The organism is Winogradskyella forsetii (assembly GCF_013394595.1).
Lineage (GTDB): Bacteria > Bacteroidota > Bacteroidia > Flavobacteriales > Flavobacteriaceae > Winogradskyella > Winogradskyella forsetii.
Genome location: NZ_CP053348.1, coordinates 2,748,807 through 2,764,035 on the forward strand (window position 1 = coordinate 2,748,807; position 15,229 = coordinate 2,764,035).

Here is a 15,229-nt window from a genome sequence, read left to right on the forward strand (position 1 = left end):
TTAAATTTTCAAATTCCAAAATGACTACGTGAAAATTGTTTCCCTAACCTGCAAGTTTAGATGCTGAATCAAGTTCAACACATGCCTTGTAGATTTTGACAAAAAAACAGCTAAGTATCATACCTACAAGGTTTTAGAAACCTTGCAGGATTACTAACAATGTTTAATCAAATTCGCCAATTTTTCAGTCAATGCTTTTCTACTATAAGGTTGTAAACCTATCGCATTTACGTTTAAGCTGTTGTTTTGAAAGGCTTCGAAATAAGATAAGATTTGTGCTTTTAATTCTACTTTTTGGTTGTAATTAAAATACACTCCTGTGTTGGTGGACTTTATAATTTGTTCCACATCAGCATCTTTTGGGCCAATAGCTAAAATTGGTGTTTCAGAAATCAGATATTCAAAAACTTTTCCTGGTATGATGGCTTTAGTGTCTTCGGAGTCGATTTCAATTAACAACAATAATTGTGATGTCATTTGAAATTTTATGGCTTTCTCATGATTTACATAACCAATTACGTCAACGTGATCTTTCAGTCCATTTTTGTAAATCGATTCTATAACATCATCGCTAACCACACCAATCAATTGTAATTTAAAAGCTTCTGAAAAAGATTCATTCTCCCTTATTAATTCTGAAATCGTTTCCCACAAAACCACAGGGTTTCTTTCAGACAATAATGAGCCAATATGAGATAAGGTAAACAACTCGTCCTTTTTTTCTACGCTAATAGTATGGGAATCATAACCATTGGTAATTACTGAAATCGGTTGCTTGGTTTTGGTTCGGAATTCGTTTTTGGTATGATTACTTGTAACGATGATTTCATCAGCTGAATTTAGAACGTTATGCTCTAATTCCAAATGTTTTGCTTTTGAAACTTCTGTCAATTTTAAATCTTTATGGTAGCCAATGGTTGTCCATGGGTCTCTGAAATCTGCAAGCCACTTCACATCCAATATTGCTTTTAACCGTAAGCCAATTAAATGTAAACTGTGAGGTGGCCCTGTGGTAATTATGGTTTTTATTTCGTGTTCTTTTATATAATTTGAAAGAAATTCAACCGAAGGGCTTACCCAATTTTTCCTCGCATCTGGAATAAAATAATTTCCCCTAATATAGAGCATCGCTTTTTCAACTAAGGTTTGCTTTTTAGCTTGAGGAATAACGCCAGAACTGATTTTTTTAGAACGACCTTTGGACAACCAGCCAGCCAGACTGTAAGGTTCTTTAATATGGTGTTTTAAAATGGTAATGCTATCTGGAATTTCGTTAACCAAACTTTCGTCAACAATAGGATAATTTGGATTTTCTGGACAATAGACAATTGGCTCAAGACCAAACTCTGGCAAGTATTTTACAAATTTCAACCAACGTTGTACGCCAGGACCTCCAGCTGGTGGCCAATAGTATGTTATGATTAGAATCTGTTTTTTGCCCATCCTAAATTCCTGCGAAGGCAGGAATCTCATTAATATTAATAATTAACTTACTATAAAAGAAACACTTCGACTGCGCTCAGTGTGACAGCTAGTTTTATTTTTTCCTAAAAGTAAAATATAGACCCAACAAAACCAAAAGTCCTAATACAACTGAACTTGCCAAAGCCACTTTACTTCCGGTCTCTACAACTTGTGGTTCAAACTTAAATTCTACGGTGTGATTTCCTTTTGGAATCTCTAAAGCTCGAAGCACATAATTTACTCTAAAATGTGGTGTTAATTCACCATTGATATAAGCGTTCCAACCTTTAGCATAGTAGATTTCTGAGAATACAGCCAATCCATTATTGCTATTATTGGTTTCGTATTTTAAGTAATTTGGTTGGTATTCTTTTAACTGAATTGAAGCAGTAGAATCAACTTGATAGGTGGATTTCAAATTATGATCTGTTTGAACCTTTTTTTCTAAAACCGCTGAAGTCTTAGTATTCAAACTATCCAGAGCCAAAATTTCTTGGTTGGCGTCAGCAACAACTTTAAGTTTAGACACAAACCAAGCATTGCCATTGGCTTCTGTATTGGTATATGGAAAAATCTGTCCTTGCTCCTCGGCAATAATGTATTTGGTGTTAAGCATATTGAGGACATTCATGTTGTTTTTATACACATGGAATTCCAACAATTCTTCTGCACGACCTAATTTAGCAGCACTATAACCCATTAAAGAATTATGATAATAAGCCGCTTTTGCTGGCATTCGCTGACCTTCGGAAGACATATCCATCACTCTAAAATGCCCTTTATCTTTTAAAATTTCCTTATCTGCACTGTTAGGCTGATAGGGTTTATCAACTTTAATGGCCGACACAAAATCATCATTATTGACATATTTTTTATCCACGCTGACCAAATCAAAAAGGATTAAAACGGCAAATACAACGACGACTAAAGTTTCTGATAATTTCTTTTTCAGAAACAGGTAAATCGTTCCTGCTGACAATAACACTAAAATCAATGTTCTTAAGGTATCCTTTGTCAATAGGGATTTTCTATCCTCTATAACAGCATCCATAAAAGGTTGTCCGTAGGCTTCAATATATTGGTCGTCCCTTAAGCCTTCAAAATCAAATAATGTGGATTTAAACAGTAAAAAGATGATAGCTAAACCTGCAGTGATTCCTAAGGCATATAATAAGGCTTTTAACTTTTCTTCCTCTTTTTGGAAGTCATTAAATAAGCGAACCAAAGCAAATATGCCCAATACAGGAACGCATAATTCCAAAATAACCTGAATAGAACTTACGGCTCTAAACTTATTGTATAAAGGCACATAATCGATAAAGAAATCAGTTAGAAACCCGAGATTTTTTCCATAAGACAATAAAAGTGATAAAATCGTTCCACCTACAAGCCACCATTTCAATCTGCCCTTTACTAAAAATAAGCCTAGTATAAATAGGAAAATTATTACGGCTCCAACATAAGCTGGTGCTTCAACTATGGGTTGATTTCCCCAATACATTGGTGCATTTCGGGCAGCATCGAGAGCTTCGATTGGTGAAGCTCCTAAATTAATATAGGCTTCGTAGGTTTCGGAATCTTTGCCAACATCCTCATAATTTCCACCTCCCATAAATTTTGGGATGTAGAGATTAAAGGTTTCCAAAATTCCGTAACTGTATTCGGTAATATAATCTTTGCTTAATCCTGAAGTGACTTCTTTTGGCGAACCATCAGGATTAATAGATAAGTCACTTTGACCACGAGCACTTTCTTTTACATACTCTTGCGTTGCCATAATATTAGTGGCATTGAGACCAACGGCTAAAATGGCTGCAACAGAAAGCAACCCAACTGATTTAAAGAAATGTGGCAATACTTTTTTTCTGTAAGCGTCAATAAGATACGCCAAGCCTAAAACCAATACCAATAATAAAAGGTAATAGGTCATTTGGAAATGGTTAGCAACAATTTCTAGCCCCAAAGCAATAGTGGTGAGTAGAAATCCTAATATATAATTCTTTCTAAAAGTGAGGACAATTCCCGCTAAAACCAACGGCATATAAGCAATAGCATGTGCTTTAGAATTATGTCCGACACCTAAAATAATAATGAGATAAGTCGAAAATCCAAAAGCTAATGCACCAAGAGCTGCCAGCTTAAAATCAACTTTTAATGACAACAATAAAATATAAAAACCAATAAAATAAAGAAATAGATAATCTGCTGGTCTAGGCAAAAAACGTAAGGTTAAATCGAGTTTTTTTATGTAATTGTGAGGATATTTAGCCCCTAATTGATAAGTCGGCATCCCGCCAAAAGCACTATTGGTCCAGTACGTTTCTTCTCCTGTGGACTTGGCAAACTCTTTTTGCTGCTGAGCCATACCAATATAATGCATGATATCACTTTGATTGATTTTTTTGCCTTGTAAAACAGGACTAAAATAAGCTAAAGACACGATTACAAATCCTATTAAAATTAGGACATGTGGCAAAAAACGTTTTATTGAAAAAGACATGAAAATACTTTAAGTTGAATGATTCTGAAAAGTAGTTATTTTTATTGAAACAACTTATAAGATTCCTGCCTTTACTTCCACTTCGCTCAGTAACCAAGCAGGAATTGAGTTACTCAATTTCCTCGTAATCGATATACTCGCCTACTTTGTCGTTTGAAGATTTACTTTTATTCGGCATTTTATCGATAACGGTTTCCCCTTCATTCTCCTTTTGTTGTTGTCTTTGCTGATTAGGATTTTGGAATCCACCAAATTGTTCCCCGAATTTCTGTTCGGCTTTTTTAGCCACAAAACGCACCAATAAAGGCGCAAAGAGACGTGCCAATATCTTAAAACCGAAATAAACCAGTAAAATAATTAAAATAGTTCTCAGTAATTGCATGGATCAAGCTAATTGAATAATAAACATTGTAATATTCAAAAATACAATTATCGTCATTTATATTACGTTATTATTCCTTAAAAAAACTATAAAATCTATATATTTGGCTCAAATCTTCAATAGATAGAACGGTTTTAAATCCTTAAACAATGAGAATACTCAAATCGACCCTTGTTTTATTAATTGTAATATCCTTTAATTCTGCTTATGCTCAATATACCGAAGTCATTAACTCTAATCGTCCTGGAGTTTCAAAAAGTGCCTTCTCTGTTGGTACAGGAGTAGTTCAGTTTGAAGCTGGCGCATTCACCGTTAAAGAAGAGCATGCGCTCCGAAATTATGAAGTCTCAGGATTTGGTCTCGATTTTGCGCTTCGATATGGATTACTTTTTGAGCAGCTGGAGCTATCACTTGATGGCATTTATCAAAACGATAACATAACTTATAACAGTGGGACTATAGCTATTGAAGATACACGTTCTAATTTTAAAAATTTCACTCTAGGCGCTAAATACCTAGTTTACGACCCTTACAAAAATGCAGAAGATGCAAAACCAAATTTGTACAGCTACCATGCCAATAGAGGCTTTAGCTGGAAATCACTAATACCAGCTGTTTCTGTTTATGTTGGAGCTAATTATGACACCAAAGACAATCCTTACACAGCTTCTGGCATTGAAGGTTTTAGTCCAAAAGTAATGATTGCTACCCAAAACAACTTTAATGGCGGTTGGGTTTTTGTGATGAACTTAATAAAGGATAGAATTGGTACAGACCAATCCGATTTTTCATATATATTAACCTTAACCCATTCTTTTACACCTCAATGGGTTGTATTTGGCGAAACCCAAGGTATTCAGAGTGATTTTTATGCTGATAATATTTTTAGGTTTGGAGGCGCTTATCTTTGGACCAAGGATTTTCAGCTCGATGCCAATATCGCCTTTAATACTAAGGATACACCTTCCATTTTCAATATCGCTTTTGGAGCCTCTTATCGCTTGGATTTCCATAAGGACAAAAAGATTGATAATGGTAACTCCGCCAAAGACGGAAACGGTAAAATGCGAAAAAAGAAAAAAAAGAAGAAAAAAGAAGATGATTTTGACTCCTAATTTAGCTCTCCTCACTACATGATAACAATCAAAGAAGCCACATCAAAAAAGGATTTAAAGGCATTTGTTAAGTTTCCTTTTGAATTATACAAGGACTCAAAATATTGGGTACCTCCAATTATCAAACAAGAATTAGAAACTTTTAATAAAGACAAAAATCCTATTTTCAATGATGCTGAAGCCCGTTTTTTCCTTGCATACAAGGACAGCAAAATAGTTGGTAGAATTTCTGCGATTATAAATTATTTGGAAGTTGACAAAAAAGGAATCAAAAAAATGCGCTTCGGCTGGTTTGATTTTATTGACGACTTAGACGTTAGTAGACTATTATTAGAAACGGTTGAAAACATTGGAAGAGAACATGGCTTGAGCTACACAGAAGGCCCTGTTGGGTTTTCCAACTTAGATAAGGTTGGTGTGATGACTGAAGGTTTTGACCATTTGGCGACCATGATTACTTGGTACAATAATGCTTATTATGTGAATCATTATAACGTCCATGGTTACAAAATTGAAAAGGAGTACGCAGAAAGCAGATTTCCGTTTAGCAATGTAAAGCCAGAGTTTTTTAAAAAGGCACAGGAACTTATAAAACGTCGTTACCAAGTAAAAGCTTTGTCTTTCACCAAAACTGAGGAGGTAATGCCTTACGCAGACCGAATGTTCGACCTTTTTAACGAAACGTATTCTTCATTATCGTCTTTTGTGGAAATCACGGACATTCAAAAGGAATATTTCAAAAAGAAATTTATCAGTTTCATCAATCCGGAATACATCAAATTTATACTGGACAAAGATGACAAACTTATTGGTTTTGCCATTGTAATGCCAAGGTTTGCCCAAGCCTTACAAAAAGCTAATGGAAAACTTTTTCCTTTTGGATTTACACATATTTTAAAAGCGAAAAAAAATAGCAAAGAAGTTATTTTTTATCTTATTGGCATACTGCCAGAGTATCAAAATAAAGGTGTACACGCCTTGATCTTCAATGAATACTATGAAACGTTTACAGCAAAAGGGATTGAAACCTGCTACAGAACTCCCGAGCTTGAAGATAATGTGGCTATTAAACAAATATGGAAGCATTTTGATCCTAAGATATATGCCAGACGGAAAACTTTTGTGAAGGACTTATAGCATTTAGAAAATGAATAAAAAAAACGGTTATTACTTTTCTTAGTAATAACCGTTTTTTTATATACTAATGAGTTTCTAATTATTCACCCATAGCTGCAATTAAGGCTGCAGACATTCTTTTGTAAGTTCCATTTACTAAACGCTCCCTAATGGCATCAAATGCATCAAGTGTTTCCCTTACATCTTCCAAAGTATGTGTTGCTGTAGGAATCATTCTCAACAAAATCATCCCTTTAGGTATTACAGGATAAACCACTATAGAACAGAATATTCCGTAATTTTCACGTAAATCCCTTACTAAAGCCATCGCTTCAGGAATGCTTCCTTTTAAATATACAGGTGTTACACAACTTTGAGTTGTTCCAATATCGAAACCACGTTCTTTTAAGCCTGATTGTAAAGCATTCACAATGGTCCAAAGGTTTTGCTTTAGTTCTGGCATGGTACGTAACATGTCCAAACGTTTTAAAGCACCAACCACCAATTGCATTTGCAATGATTTGGCAAACATTTGAGAACGTAAGTTATATTTTAAATAATCTATAATTTCTTGATCAGCTGCAATAAAAGCACCAGTACTTGCTAAAGACTTAGCAAAGGTTGCAAAATAGACATCAATATCATCTTGCACGCCTTGTTCCTCACCTGCTCCAGCACCAGTTTTCCCTAAAGTACCAAAACCATGGGCATCATCAACAAATAATCTAAAGTTGAATTTTTCTTTAAGGGCAACAATTTCTTTAAGTCGTCCTTGCTCACCTCTCATGCCAAATACACCTTCAGAAATCACTAAAATTCCACCACCTGTTTGTTCAGCCATTTTTGTGGCGCGCTCCAGATTTTTTTCTAGGCTTTCAATATCATTATGCTTATAGGTGAATCTTTTACCATGGTGTAATCTTACACCATCAATGATACAAGCATGTGCATCGACATCATAAACAATAATATCATCTTTACCGACTAAAGCATCTACAGTAGATACCATACCTTGATAGCCAAAATTCAATAAGTAAGCGGCTTCTTTTTGGACAAATGCGGCAAGTTCATTTTGCAATTGCTCATGTAAATCGGTATGACCAGACATCATACGCGCACCCATTGGGTAAGCAGAACCATAAGCTGCTGCAGCTTCGGCATCCACTTTTCTCACTTCTGGGTGATTTGCTAAACCTAAATAATCATTAATACTCCAAGTAATAACATCTTTCCCTTGAAATTTCATTCTATTAGAAATCTCACCTTCAAGTTTAGGAAACACAAAGTATCCTTCTGCTTGTGCAGCCCATTTACCCAGTGGCCCTTTATCCCTATAAATCTTTTCAAATAAATCCTTCATGCGTTAAAATTGCTATTAATCCTGTCCTAAACGTTAAAAACCCACACTTAAAACACTTTCAACATTAGTTAATTTAATTTAGTTAGTGTCTGCAAAATTAGGCAATAATATGATGACCGCATAATTTATTTATTCTAACTATGATCAAAGTTTTAAACAAAAAAAAACCTATCATAATTATATACGATAGGTTTTCTTCTATTTTTAATCTTTTACTTTATATATTCTATTGTAGCTTGGACTTCAGATTTACTATCAAAAAAGCCTTGATCTTCCATCCACTTATCGTTATAGACTTTACTCATATAACGTGATCCATGATCTGGGAAAATCACTACAATTTTATCCGTTGGTTTAAATTCGCCTTCCTCTTGTAATTGTTTAATCGCTTGCATTGCCGCACCACTCGTGTAACCTACAAAAAGACCTTCAGTATTTGAAATCTCTCTCGCTGTATGTGCACTTTCTTCGTCTGTGACTTTTACAAATCTGTCAATAACATCAAAATCCGTTGCAGAAGGGATTAAGTTTTTACCTAAACCTTCAATTCGATAAGGATAAATTTCTTTATCATCAAACTCACGTGTCTCGTGATATTTTTGCAAAACTGAACCATAAGCATCAACACCAATGACTTTGACATTTGGGTTTTGCTCTTTTAAATACTTCGAAATTCCAGAAATAGTTCCTCCTGTACCACTACATGCAATAAGGTGTGTAATCTCGCCTTCCGTCTGATCCCAAATTTCTGGACCAGTAGTGTAGTAATGGGCATCAATATTCAATTGATTAAAATACTGATTGATATATATAGACCCTTTATTCTCTTCGTGCAAACGTTTCGCCACTTGGTAATAAGAACGAGGATCATCCGCTTTTACGTGTGCTGGACAAACATAGACTTTTGCTCCCATAGACTTTAACATGTCTATTTTATCTGCAGAAGATTTAGAGCTTACGGCTAAAATACATTCGTACCCTTTAATAATACTTACCATAGCTATACTAAAACCAGTATTACCAGAGGTAGTTTCTATAATAGTATCACCAGGAGACAAAATACCTTGGCGTTCAGCTTCTTCAATAATATGTAATGCGATTCTGTCTTTAGAAGAATGACCTGGATTAAACGCTTCTACTTTGGCATAAAAGTCACCATCGAAGTTAGCAGTCATTCTATTTAATTTGATTAGGGGAGTGTTACCGATTAGTTGCAACACATTATCAAATACATTTTTGTTGTTGTTCATAAAATGAAATTTTTCAGTAGTCATTATTTATTAGACACCTAAAACCTCGCAAAAGTAACATTTTTTTTTGAATTAACTGGAAATTCCTTCTAAATCAAGTACAAAAGCAAACTCTTCTGCATCTTCCTTTAGGCTTTCAAAACGTCCCGAAGCTCCACCATGACCAGCATCCATATTGGTTTTTAAATATAATTTATTAGAATCTGTTTTCATATCGCGCAATTTTGCCACCCACTTTGCTGGTTCCCAATATTGCACTTGCGAATCATGAAGCCCTGTGGTAATCAGCATATTAGGATAGTCCTTAGCTTCAACATTATCGTATGGCGAATAGGATTTAATGTAATTGTAGTACAAAACATCGTTCGGATTTCCCCATTCATCATATTCACCCGTAGTTAAAGGAATAGAATCATCTAACATGGTGGTTATAACATCGACAAAAGGAACTGCAGCAACAATACCATTGTATAGTTCAGGTGCTTGATTAATAATCGCTCCCATTAACAAACCGCCTGCACTTCCGCCCATGGCATATAAATGCTGAGAAGATGTGTAACGCTCTTTTATTAAATGAATGGAACACGCAATAAAATCTGAAAACGTATTTTTCTTATTCAGTAATTTACCATTTTCATACCAATCACGTCCTAAGTATTCTCCACCTCTAATATGGGTAATGACATAAATAAATCCACGATCTAACAAACTTAATCTTATCGTTGAAAAATAAGGATCTATAGTAGAGCCATAACTTCCATAAGCGTATTGCATCAAGGGGTTTGTTCCATCTTTCTTTATCCCTTTTTTATAAACCACAGACATTGGAATTTTTGTACCATCCTCTGCAGTTGCCCAAATACGTTCTGATGTATAATTGTCTTTGTCAAATTTTCCGCCTAAAACCTCTTGTTCCTTTAAGACGATTTTTGTTTTAGTGCGCATATCAAATGCAATAACAGATGATGGCGTTGTCATGGAATTGTAGCCATACCGTAAAATTTCGGTATCAAAATCTACATTGGTTCCCGTATATGCTGTGTAAGTTTCGTTATCAAATGGCAAGTAGTAATCTTCACTTCCATCCCATCGTTTTATTCGAATTTCATTTAAACCATTGCTGCGTTCACTTATGACCAAATAGTCTTTAAAAATGTCTATACCTTCTAACAAAACATCTTTTCGGTGCGCAATGACTTCTCTCCAGTTTTCAACTTTAGTATTAGACTCTGGCGTTTTCATTAATTTAAAATTGGTCGCTTTGTCTTTATTGGTAAGTATATAAAAATGATTATCATAATGGGAAATGCTATATTCCAAACCTCTTATTCTAGGCTGAAATACTTGAAATTTTCCTTCAGGATTATTGGCATCAAGAATATGATATTCATTGGTTAAGGTACTATAGCAAGCAATAATGAGATACTTTCTGGATTTCGATTTATAAACCGCAACGCCAAACGTATCATCGCCTTCTTGAAAAACGAGTTCGTCTTCAGTATTATCGCCCAATCGATGTTTGTAAATTTGGAAAGCTCTTAAGGTCACCTCATCCTTTTTGGTGTAAAATAAGGTTTCATTATCATTTGCCCAACTGGAAGAGCCTGTAGTGTTCAGAACTCGATCCAAGGCGACTTCATTTGTTTCTAAATTTTTAACATGAATGGTGTAGTTTCGTCTTCCCGTAGTATCAATACCATAGGACACTAATTTATTATCTGGACTAACACTGATTCCTGCCAATTTAAAATAGCTTTCGCCTTCGGCCATCTTGTTACAGTCAAATAGCAATTCCTCAGGATTTTCTAAGCTCTCCTTTTTTCGTGTATAAATAGGATAATCTTTTCCTTTTTCGAATTTTGTAATGTACCAATACCCATTGTATTTATAAGGTACAGATTCGTCATCTTCCTTTATTCTGGCTTTCATTTCTTCAAACAAATCCTCTTGAAACGACTTGGTATGCGCCATTTCCATATCGCAATATTCATTTTCTGCATTAAGGTAATCTATCACTTCTGGATGCTCTCTATCTTTCATCCAAAAGTAATTATCAATGCGTATGTCGCCATGCTTTTCCAATTGATTAGGAATCTTTTTTGCTATAGGAGGTTTGATTTCTGATTTTTTTATCATTTGTTTTAAGAAAATTTTAGTCTAAAAAGTCGAGCAATTTACTAATTTTACATCTTATAAATTTAAAACAAGAGAATATGTTTGGAGATATGATGGGAATGATGGGCAAATTAAAAGAAGCTCAAAAGAAGGTTGAAGAAACTAAAGAGCGCTTGCACACCGTTTTAATTGACGAATCGAGTAATGATGCTAAATTAAAGGTTACCATAACCGCCAATAGAACTATTAAAACTATTCAGATTGATGACAGCCTGCTTGAAGATAAAGATATGCTTGAAGATTATTTAATTCTTACACTTAATAAAGCCATTGAAAAAGCCACTAACGTCCATGAAGCAGAAGTTGCGGCGGTAGCTAAAGAAGGTATGCCAAATATTCCTGGTATGGATATGTTTAAATAAAAACCCCTTTATTAGTAAAATTTGAATGGCGTTCTCAAAATTGAGGACGTTTTAGATTCCATAATACGTTTTGTGATGTTAATTTTGATTGTTCCAGCAGGGGAAATATCAAAAAAATTGCTTAGAAAAAAAGTCATTTACTCAATTTAATAACAATCACTAGAAAAAAACTATCAAAGTTCTAATTTATTTAATATTGTTAGCAATCTTTCGTGCATTTCATCTGTATAGTCCAAATGAGTGACCATCCGTAATTTATTGCTTCCCATACCAATAATGCGAATATTCTTTTCAAGAAGTTGATCTATAAAAGCAGACTCGTCCACACTATTATCTAATTCGAAAATCACAATATTGGTCTCTATGGGTTCTACCTTTTCAATACATGACAAGTTAGACAAGACCACTCCTATCTCCTTGGCACGTTTATGATCATCAGCCAAGCGTTCTATGTTATTATCCAAAGCATACAACCCTGCTGCAGCCAAATACCCAGCTTGTCTTAAATTACCACCAAATAGTTTTCTTAAACTGAGCGATGTTTTCATAATATCTTCATCGCCAATCAATACAGAACCTACAGGACAACCTAAACCTTTACTCAAACAAACTGAAATAGTATCAAAAATTTCCCCGTATTGAATTGGCGATTCATGCTTTGCAACCATTGCATTCCACAATCTTGCACCATCTAAATGAAGACCTAGGTCATTGGTTTTACAAACTTGTTGTATGTGTTGAAACTCCTGAAAATCCCAACATGCGCCTCCGCCTTTATTGGTTGTGTTTTCTACTTCCACCAAACTGGTTTGACTGTAATAATATTCCGAGGGATTAATCGCATCTTCAACTTGTTTTGCGGTAAACATGCCACGATTTCCATCTATCAATTTACAAGACGCTCCACTATGAAATGCTACACCTCCAACCTCATAATTATAAATATGCGCATATTTATCACAGATCACTTGCTCTCCGGGATTGGTATGTAATTTTATGGCGACTTGATTTGCCATGCTTCCAGAAGGAAAAAATAAAGCCATTTGTTTACCGAACATTTGTGCCATGCGTTCTTCCAATGCATTAACCGTTGGATCTTCCCTAAACACGTCATCTCCAACTTGGGCAGCCTGCATCGCCTCGAGCATGGCTTTTGAAGGTTTGGTAACGGTATCACTTCTTAAGTCTATTATCATGAATCTATTTTTTTGATACGAATTTATAAAATATAAAACTACGCTATTTCTAAAAACAACTCAAAATTATCGTAATCTAATAATGCATCTAAATAGGTCATATAAATTATGCTTTTCGATTTAATTCATGAAATTAGTGGTGACCTTTCTAAAAAACCCATTCAAAATTATGGCACTTTAAATCCACATACTATATTTGTATAAAATTACTTCAAATCATGATAACATCAGATCAAATAAAAGATCTCAATTCCCGTCTAGACATACTTAGACAATATCTTTGACTTAGATGCTAAGCTCATAGAAATCGCCAACGAAGAAGAACAAACTTTCGACCCTAATTTCTGGAATGACTCCAAAGCCGCAGAGATGGTTATGAAATCCATTCGGGAGAAAAAGAGTTGGGTTAATGGTTATAATGCAGCTAAAACCTTATTTGAAGATTTAGAGGTCATATACGAATTCTATAAGGAAGACGAAGCTCCCATGGAAAATGTGGAGAATCGCTATGAAGCCGCAGTTAATGCTATTGAAAAACTGGAATTTAAAAACATGCTTTCTGAAGAAGGCGACAGTCTAAGTGCCGTGCTTCAAATTACAGCTGGCGCAGGCGGAACAGAATCATGCGATTGGGCAAGTATGCTGATGCGTATGTATTTAATGTATGCTGAAAAAAGCGGCTTTAAAGTCAAAGAACTCAACCTGCAAGATGGTGATGTTGCCGGCATTAAAACAGTCACCTTAGAAATTGAAGGCGATTTTGCTTTTGGTTGGCTTAAAGGTGAAAACGGCGTGCATCGTTTAGTCCGCATCTCTCCTTTTGACAGTAATGCCAAACGCCATACCAGTTTTGCTTCGGTTTATGTATATCCATTGGTTGATGATACCATAGAAATTGACATCAATCCAGCAGATATTGAAATCACAACTGCACGATCAAGTGGCGCTGGAGGGCAAAATGTAAATAAGGTTGAAACAAAAGTCCAACTGTTACACAAACCTTCTGGTATACAAATTCAATGCTCCGAAACACGCTCACAACACGATAATCGCGCCAGAGCGCTTCAAATGTTAAAATCCCAATTATACGAGATAGAATTGCAAAAGCAAATGTCACAACGTGATGATATTGAAGCTGGGAAAATGAAGATTGAATGGGGAAGCCAAATAAGAAATTATGTGTTGCATCCATATAAATTGATAAAAGATGTACGTTCTGCGCACGAAACCGGCAACGTTGATGCTGTTTTAGATGGCGATATAGAACCATTTTTGAAAGCGTATTTGATGCTAATGGGACAAAAAGAAGATTCGGCATTATAATTGTAATAAAGAAAAACGTTACTGAAATATTGAAACAAATTTCATTTCTAAATAAATAAGATTCCCGCTTTCTCGGGAAATGCTATGATTAAAATATACCACAACCCAAGATGTTCAAAATCGAGACAGGGACTTTCCATACTTGAGGAATCTGGTCAAAATTTTGAGACTATTAAATATCTTGAAGATCAGTTAACTTCTCAGGAAATAATCACAATCTTAGATAAACTAGGTATAAAACCTATTGATTTAGTCCGAAAGAACGAGTCCATTTGGAAATCGGATTATAAAGGAAAAAATCTTTCGGATACTGAAATCATTGCGGCAATGGTTCATTACCCCAAACTCATTGAGCGACCAATAGTTGTGAACGGAGAAAAAGCAGTAATTGGCAGACCGCCTGAATCTATTAATGACATCATATAAAATAATAAAAATGAAAAAAATAATTTTAATAGCTTTCGCATTGCTTTTAGGTCTAAACATCCACGCTCAAAGACGGAGAAATACCACCAATACTATTCCTCAAACCAACAGGGAACCTACTGAGGAAGAAATTGCAAAACGAGAACGGGAGATTGAAGAACGAAAGGAAGAATATGTTGACAACTTCTTAACGACTTTAGAAGCAGACGAATTTCAGAAGCATATCATTAAACAAAAGATACTTAGCTTTTTTGATGAAAAAATGGTTATTTTCAAAACGGAGTTCAATCATAGTATCGATCGAAAAAGTGCGATAGAGAAATTAGAAAATACACATTTTAAAGAACTTGAAGACCTTATTTCTGAGGACGACATGACTAAGATCCAAGATATGATCAAAGGTGATTTTGACGAAAAAGAGGTCGTAAAAGAAAAGAAGAAAAAACGAAAAAGGAAAAAACGAAAAAAAGATAAAGACTAATTTTAACATCCAAAAAAACACACTTTTCTAATAAATGTGTTTAACAAAAGATTAACCTTATTCGGTTAAACTAAAGGTA

General features: G+C 34.9%; 13 protein-coding genes. 6 read left to right on the top strand and 7 right to left on the bottom strand.

The features are described 5' to 3' along the window. Positions 1-153: 153 nt before the first annotated feature. The 3 genes from HM987_RS11915 to HM987_RS11925 all read right to left on the bottom strand — a co-directional run bounded on the left by HM987_RS11915 (position 154) and on the right by HM987_RS11925 (position 4,346). Entirely contained in the window at positions 154-1,473 is a 1,320-nt protein-coding gene (locus HM987_RS11915; protein WP_229724426.1) for a glycosyltransferase family 4 protein, read from the bottom strand. A 64-nt stretch (positions 1,474-1,537) separates the two neighbouring features. Continuing rightward, a complete protein-coding gene (locus HM987_RS11920) occupies positions 1,538-3,964 on the bottom strand; it encodes a YfhO family protein (protein ID WP_179008295.1) in 2,427 nt (808 codons plus the stop codon). Between the two features lie 109 nt (positions 3,965-4,073). After that, on the bottom strand, positions 4,074-4,346 hold the full coding sequence (locus HM987_RS11925) for a DUF4834 family protein (RefSeq protein WP_179008296.1): 273 nt from the start codon (positions 4,344-4,346) through the stop codon (positions 4,074-4,076). A 149-nt stretch (positions 4,347-4,495) separates the two neighbouring features. On the opposite strand from HM987_RS11925, the gene HM987_RS11930 reads away from it, so the two are divergent. Together HM987_RS11930 and HM987_RS11935 are read left to right on the top strand one after the other, a co-directional pair. After that, complete coding sequence (locus HM987_RS11930; protein WP_179008297.1) at positions 4,496-5,461, top strand: transporter; 966 nt, start codon at positions 4,496-4,498, stop codon at positions 5,459-5,461. A gap of 18 nt (positions 5,462-5,479) precedes the next feature. Beyond that, positions 5,480-6,598 (top strand): GTP cyclohydrolase, encoded by a 1,119-nt coding sequence (locus tag HM987_RS11935; protein ID WP_179008298.1) that lies wholly within the window; start codon positions 5,480-5,482, stop codon positions 6,596-6,598. Between the two features lie 79 nt (positions 6,599-6,677). Here HM987_RS11935 and HM987_RS11940 read toward each other — a convergent pair whose 3' ends face one another. From HM987_RS11940 to HM987_RS11950, 3 genes are all read right to left on the bottom strand, one after another. Further along, positions 6,678-7,937, bottom strand: a complete 1,260-nt coding sequence (locus HM987_RS11940) for an aminotransferase class I/II-fold pyridoxal phosphate-dependent enzyme (RefSeq protein ID WP_179008299.1) — start codon at positions 7,935-7,937, stop codon at positions 6,678-6,680. A 212-nt stretch (positions 7,938-8,149) separates the two neighbouring features. Further along, a complete protein-coding gene (locus HM987_RS11945; RefSeq protein WP_179008300.1) occupies positions 8,150-9,187 on the bottom strand; it encodes a PLP-dependent cysteine synthase family protein in 1,038 nt (345 codons plus the stop codon). 72 nt (positions 9,188-9,259) lie between these two features. Beyond that, positions 9,260-11,323: a S9 family peptidase gene (locus tag HM987_RS11950; protein WP_179008301.1), complete on the bottom strand. Its 2,064-nt coding sequence runs from the start codon at positions 11,321-11,323 to the stop codon at positions 9,260-9,262. Positions 11,324-11,400: 77 nt separating this feature from the next. On the opposite strand from HM987_RS11950, the gene HM987_RS11955 reads away from it, so the two are divergent. Continuing rightward, positions 11,401-11,724, top strand: coding sequence for a YbaB/EbfC family nucleoid-associated protein (locus tag HM987_RS11955; protein WP_179008302.1), 324 nt, complete (start codon positions 11,401-11,403; stop codon positions 11,722-11,724). Between the two features lie 173 nt (positions 11,725-11,897). Here the strand turns inward: HM987_RS11955 and HM987_RS11960 are convergent, their stop codons facing one another. Continuing rightward, the gene (locus tag HM987_RS11960) at positions 11,898-12,920 is read right to left on the bottom strand and encodes a threonine aldolase family protein (RefSeq protein ID WP_179008303.1); all 1,023 of its coding nucleotides are present in this window, start codon (positions 12,918-12,920) and stop codon (positions 11,898-11,900) included. Between the two features lie 218 nt (positions 12,921-13,138). On the opposite strand from HM987_RS11960, the gene prfB reads away from it, so the two are divergent. From prfB to HM987_RS11975, 3 genes are all read left to right on the top strand, one after another. Continuing rightward, positions 13,139-14,243, top strand: a protein-coding gene (prfB, locus tag HM987_RS11965) for a peptide chain release factor 2 (RefSeq protein WP_179008304.1) whose coding sequence is annotated in 2 segments (ribosomal slippage) — positions 13,139-13,201 and positions 13,203-14,243 — 1,104 coding nt in all. Because the reading frame shifts where the segments join, the coding sequence is not laid out codon by codon here. Positions 14,244-14,327: 84 nt separating this feature from the next. Further along, complete coding sequence (arsC, locus tag HM987_RS11970) at positions 14,328-14,669, top strand: arsenate reductase (glutaredoxin) (protein WP_179008305.1); 342 nt, start codon at positions 14,328-14,330, stop codon at positions 14,667-14,669. Between the two features lie 10 nt (positions 14,670-14,679). Then, complete coding sequence (locus HM987_RS11975) at positions 14,680-15,150, top strand: hypothetical protein (RefSeq protein WP_179008306.1); 471 nt, start codon at positions 14,680-14,682, stop codon at positions 15,148-15,150. The last annotated feature ends 79 nt before the right edge of the window (positions 15,151-15,229 follow it).

Bases quoted from the DNA above. Each gene is read 5' to 3' on its own strand.
- arsC (WP_179008305.1), top strand. From the start codon at position 14,328: ATGATTAAAATATACCACAACCCAAGATGTTCAAAATCGAGACAGGGA.
- HM987_RS11945 (WP_179008300.1), bottom strand. From the start codon at position 9,187: ATGAACAACAACAAAAATGTATTTGATAATGTGTTGCAACTAATCGGT.
- HM987_RS11960 (WP_179008303.1), bottom strand. From the start codon at position 12,920: ATGATAATAGACTTAAGAAGTGATACCGTTACCAAACCTTCAAAAGCC.
- HM987_RS11930 (WP_179008297.1), top strand. From the start codon at position 4,496: ATGAGAATACTCAAATCGACCCTTGTTTTATTAATTGTAATATCCTTT.
- HM987_RS11950 (WP_179008301.1), bottom strand. From the start codon at position 11,323: ATGATAAAAAAATCAGAAATCAAACCTCCTATAGCAAAAAAGATTCCT.
- HM987_RS11925 (WP_179008296.1), bottom strand. From the start codon at position 4,346: ATGCAATTACTGAGAACTATTTTAATTATTTTACTGGTTTATTTCGGT.
- HM987_RS11975 (WP_179008306.1), top strand. From the start codon at position 14,680: ATGAAAAAAATAATTTTAATAGCTTTCGCATTGCTTTTAGGTCTAAAC.
- HM987_RS11935 (WP_179008298.1), top strand. From the start codon at position 5,480: ATGATAACAATCAAAGAAGCCACATCAAAAAAGGATTTAAAGGCATTT.
- HM987_RS11920 (WP_179008295.1), bottom strand. From the start codon at position 3,964: ATGTCTTTTTCAATAAAACGTTTTTTGCCACATGTCCTAATTTTAATA.
- HM987_RS11940 (WP_179008299.1), bottom strand. From the start codon at position 7,937: ATGAAGGATTTATTTGAAAAGATTTATAGGGATAAAGGGCCACTGGGT.
- HM987_RS11915 (WP_229724426.1), bottom strand. From the start codon at position 1,473: ATGAGATTCCTGCCTTCGCAGGAATTTAGGATGGGCAAAAAACAGATT.
- HM987_RS11955 (WP_179008302.1), top strand. From the start codon at position 11,401: ATGTTTGGAGATATGATGGGAATGATGGGCAAATTAAAAGAAGCTCAA.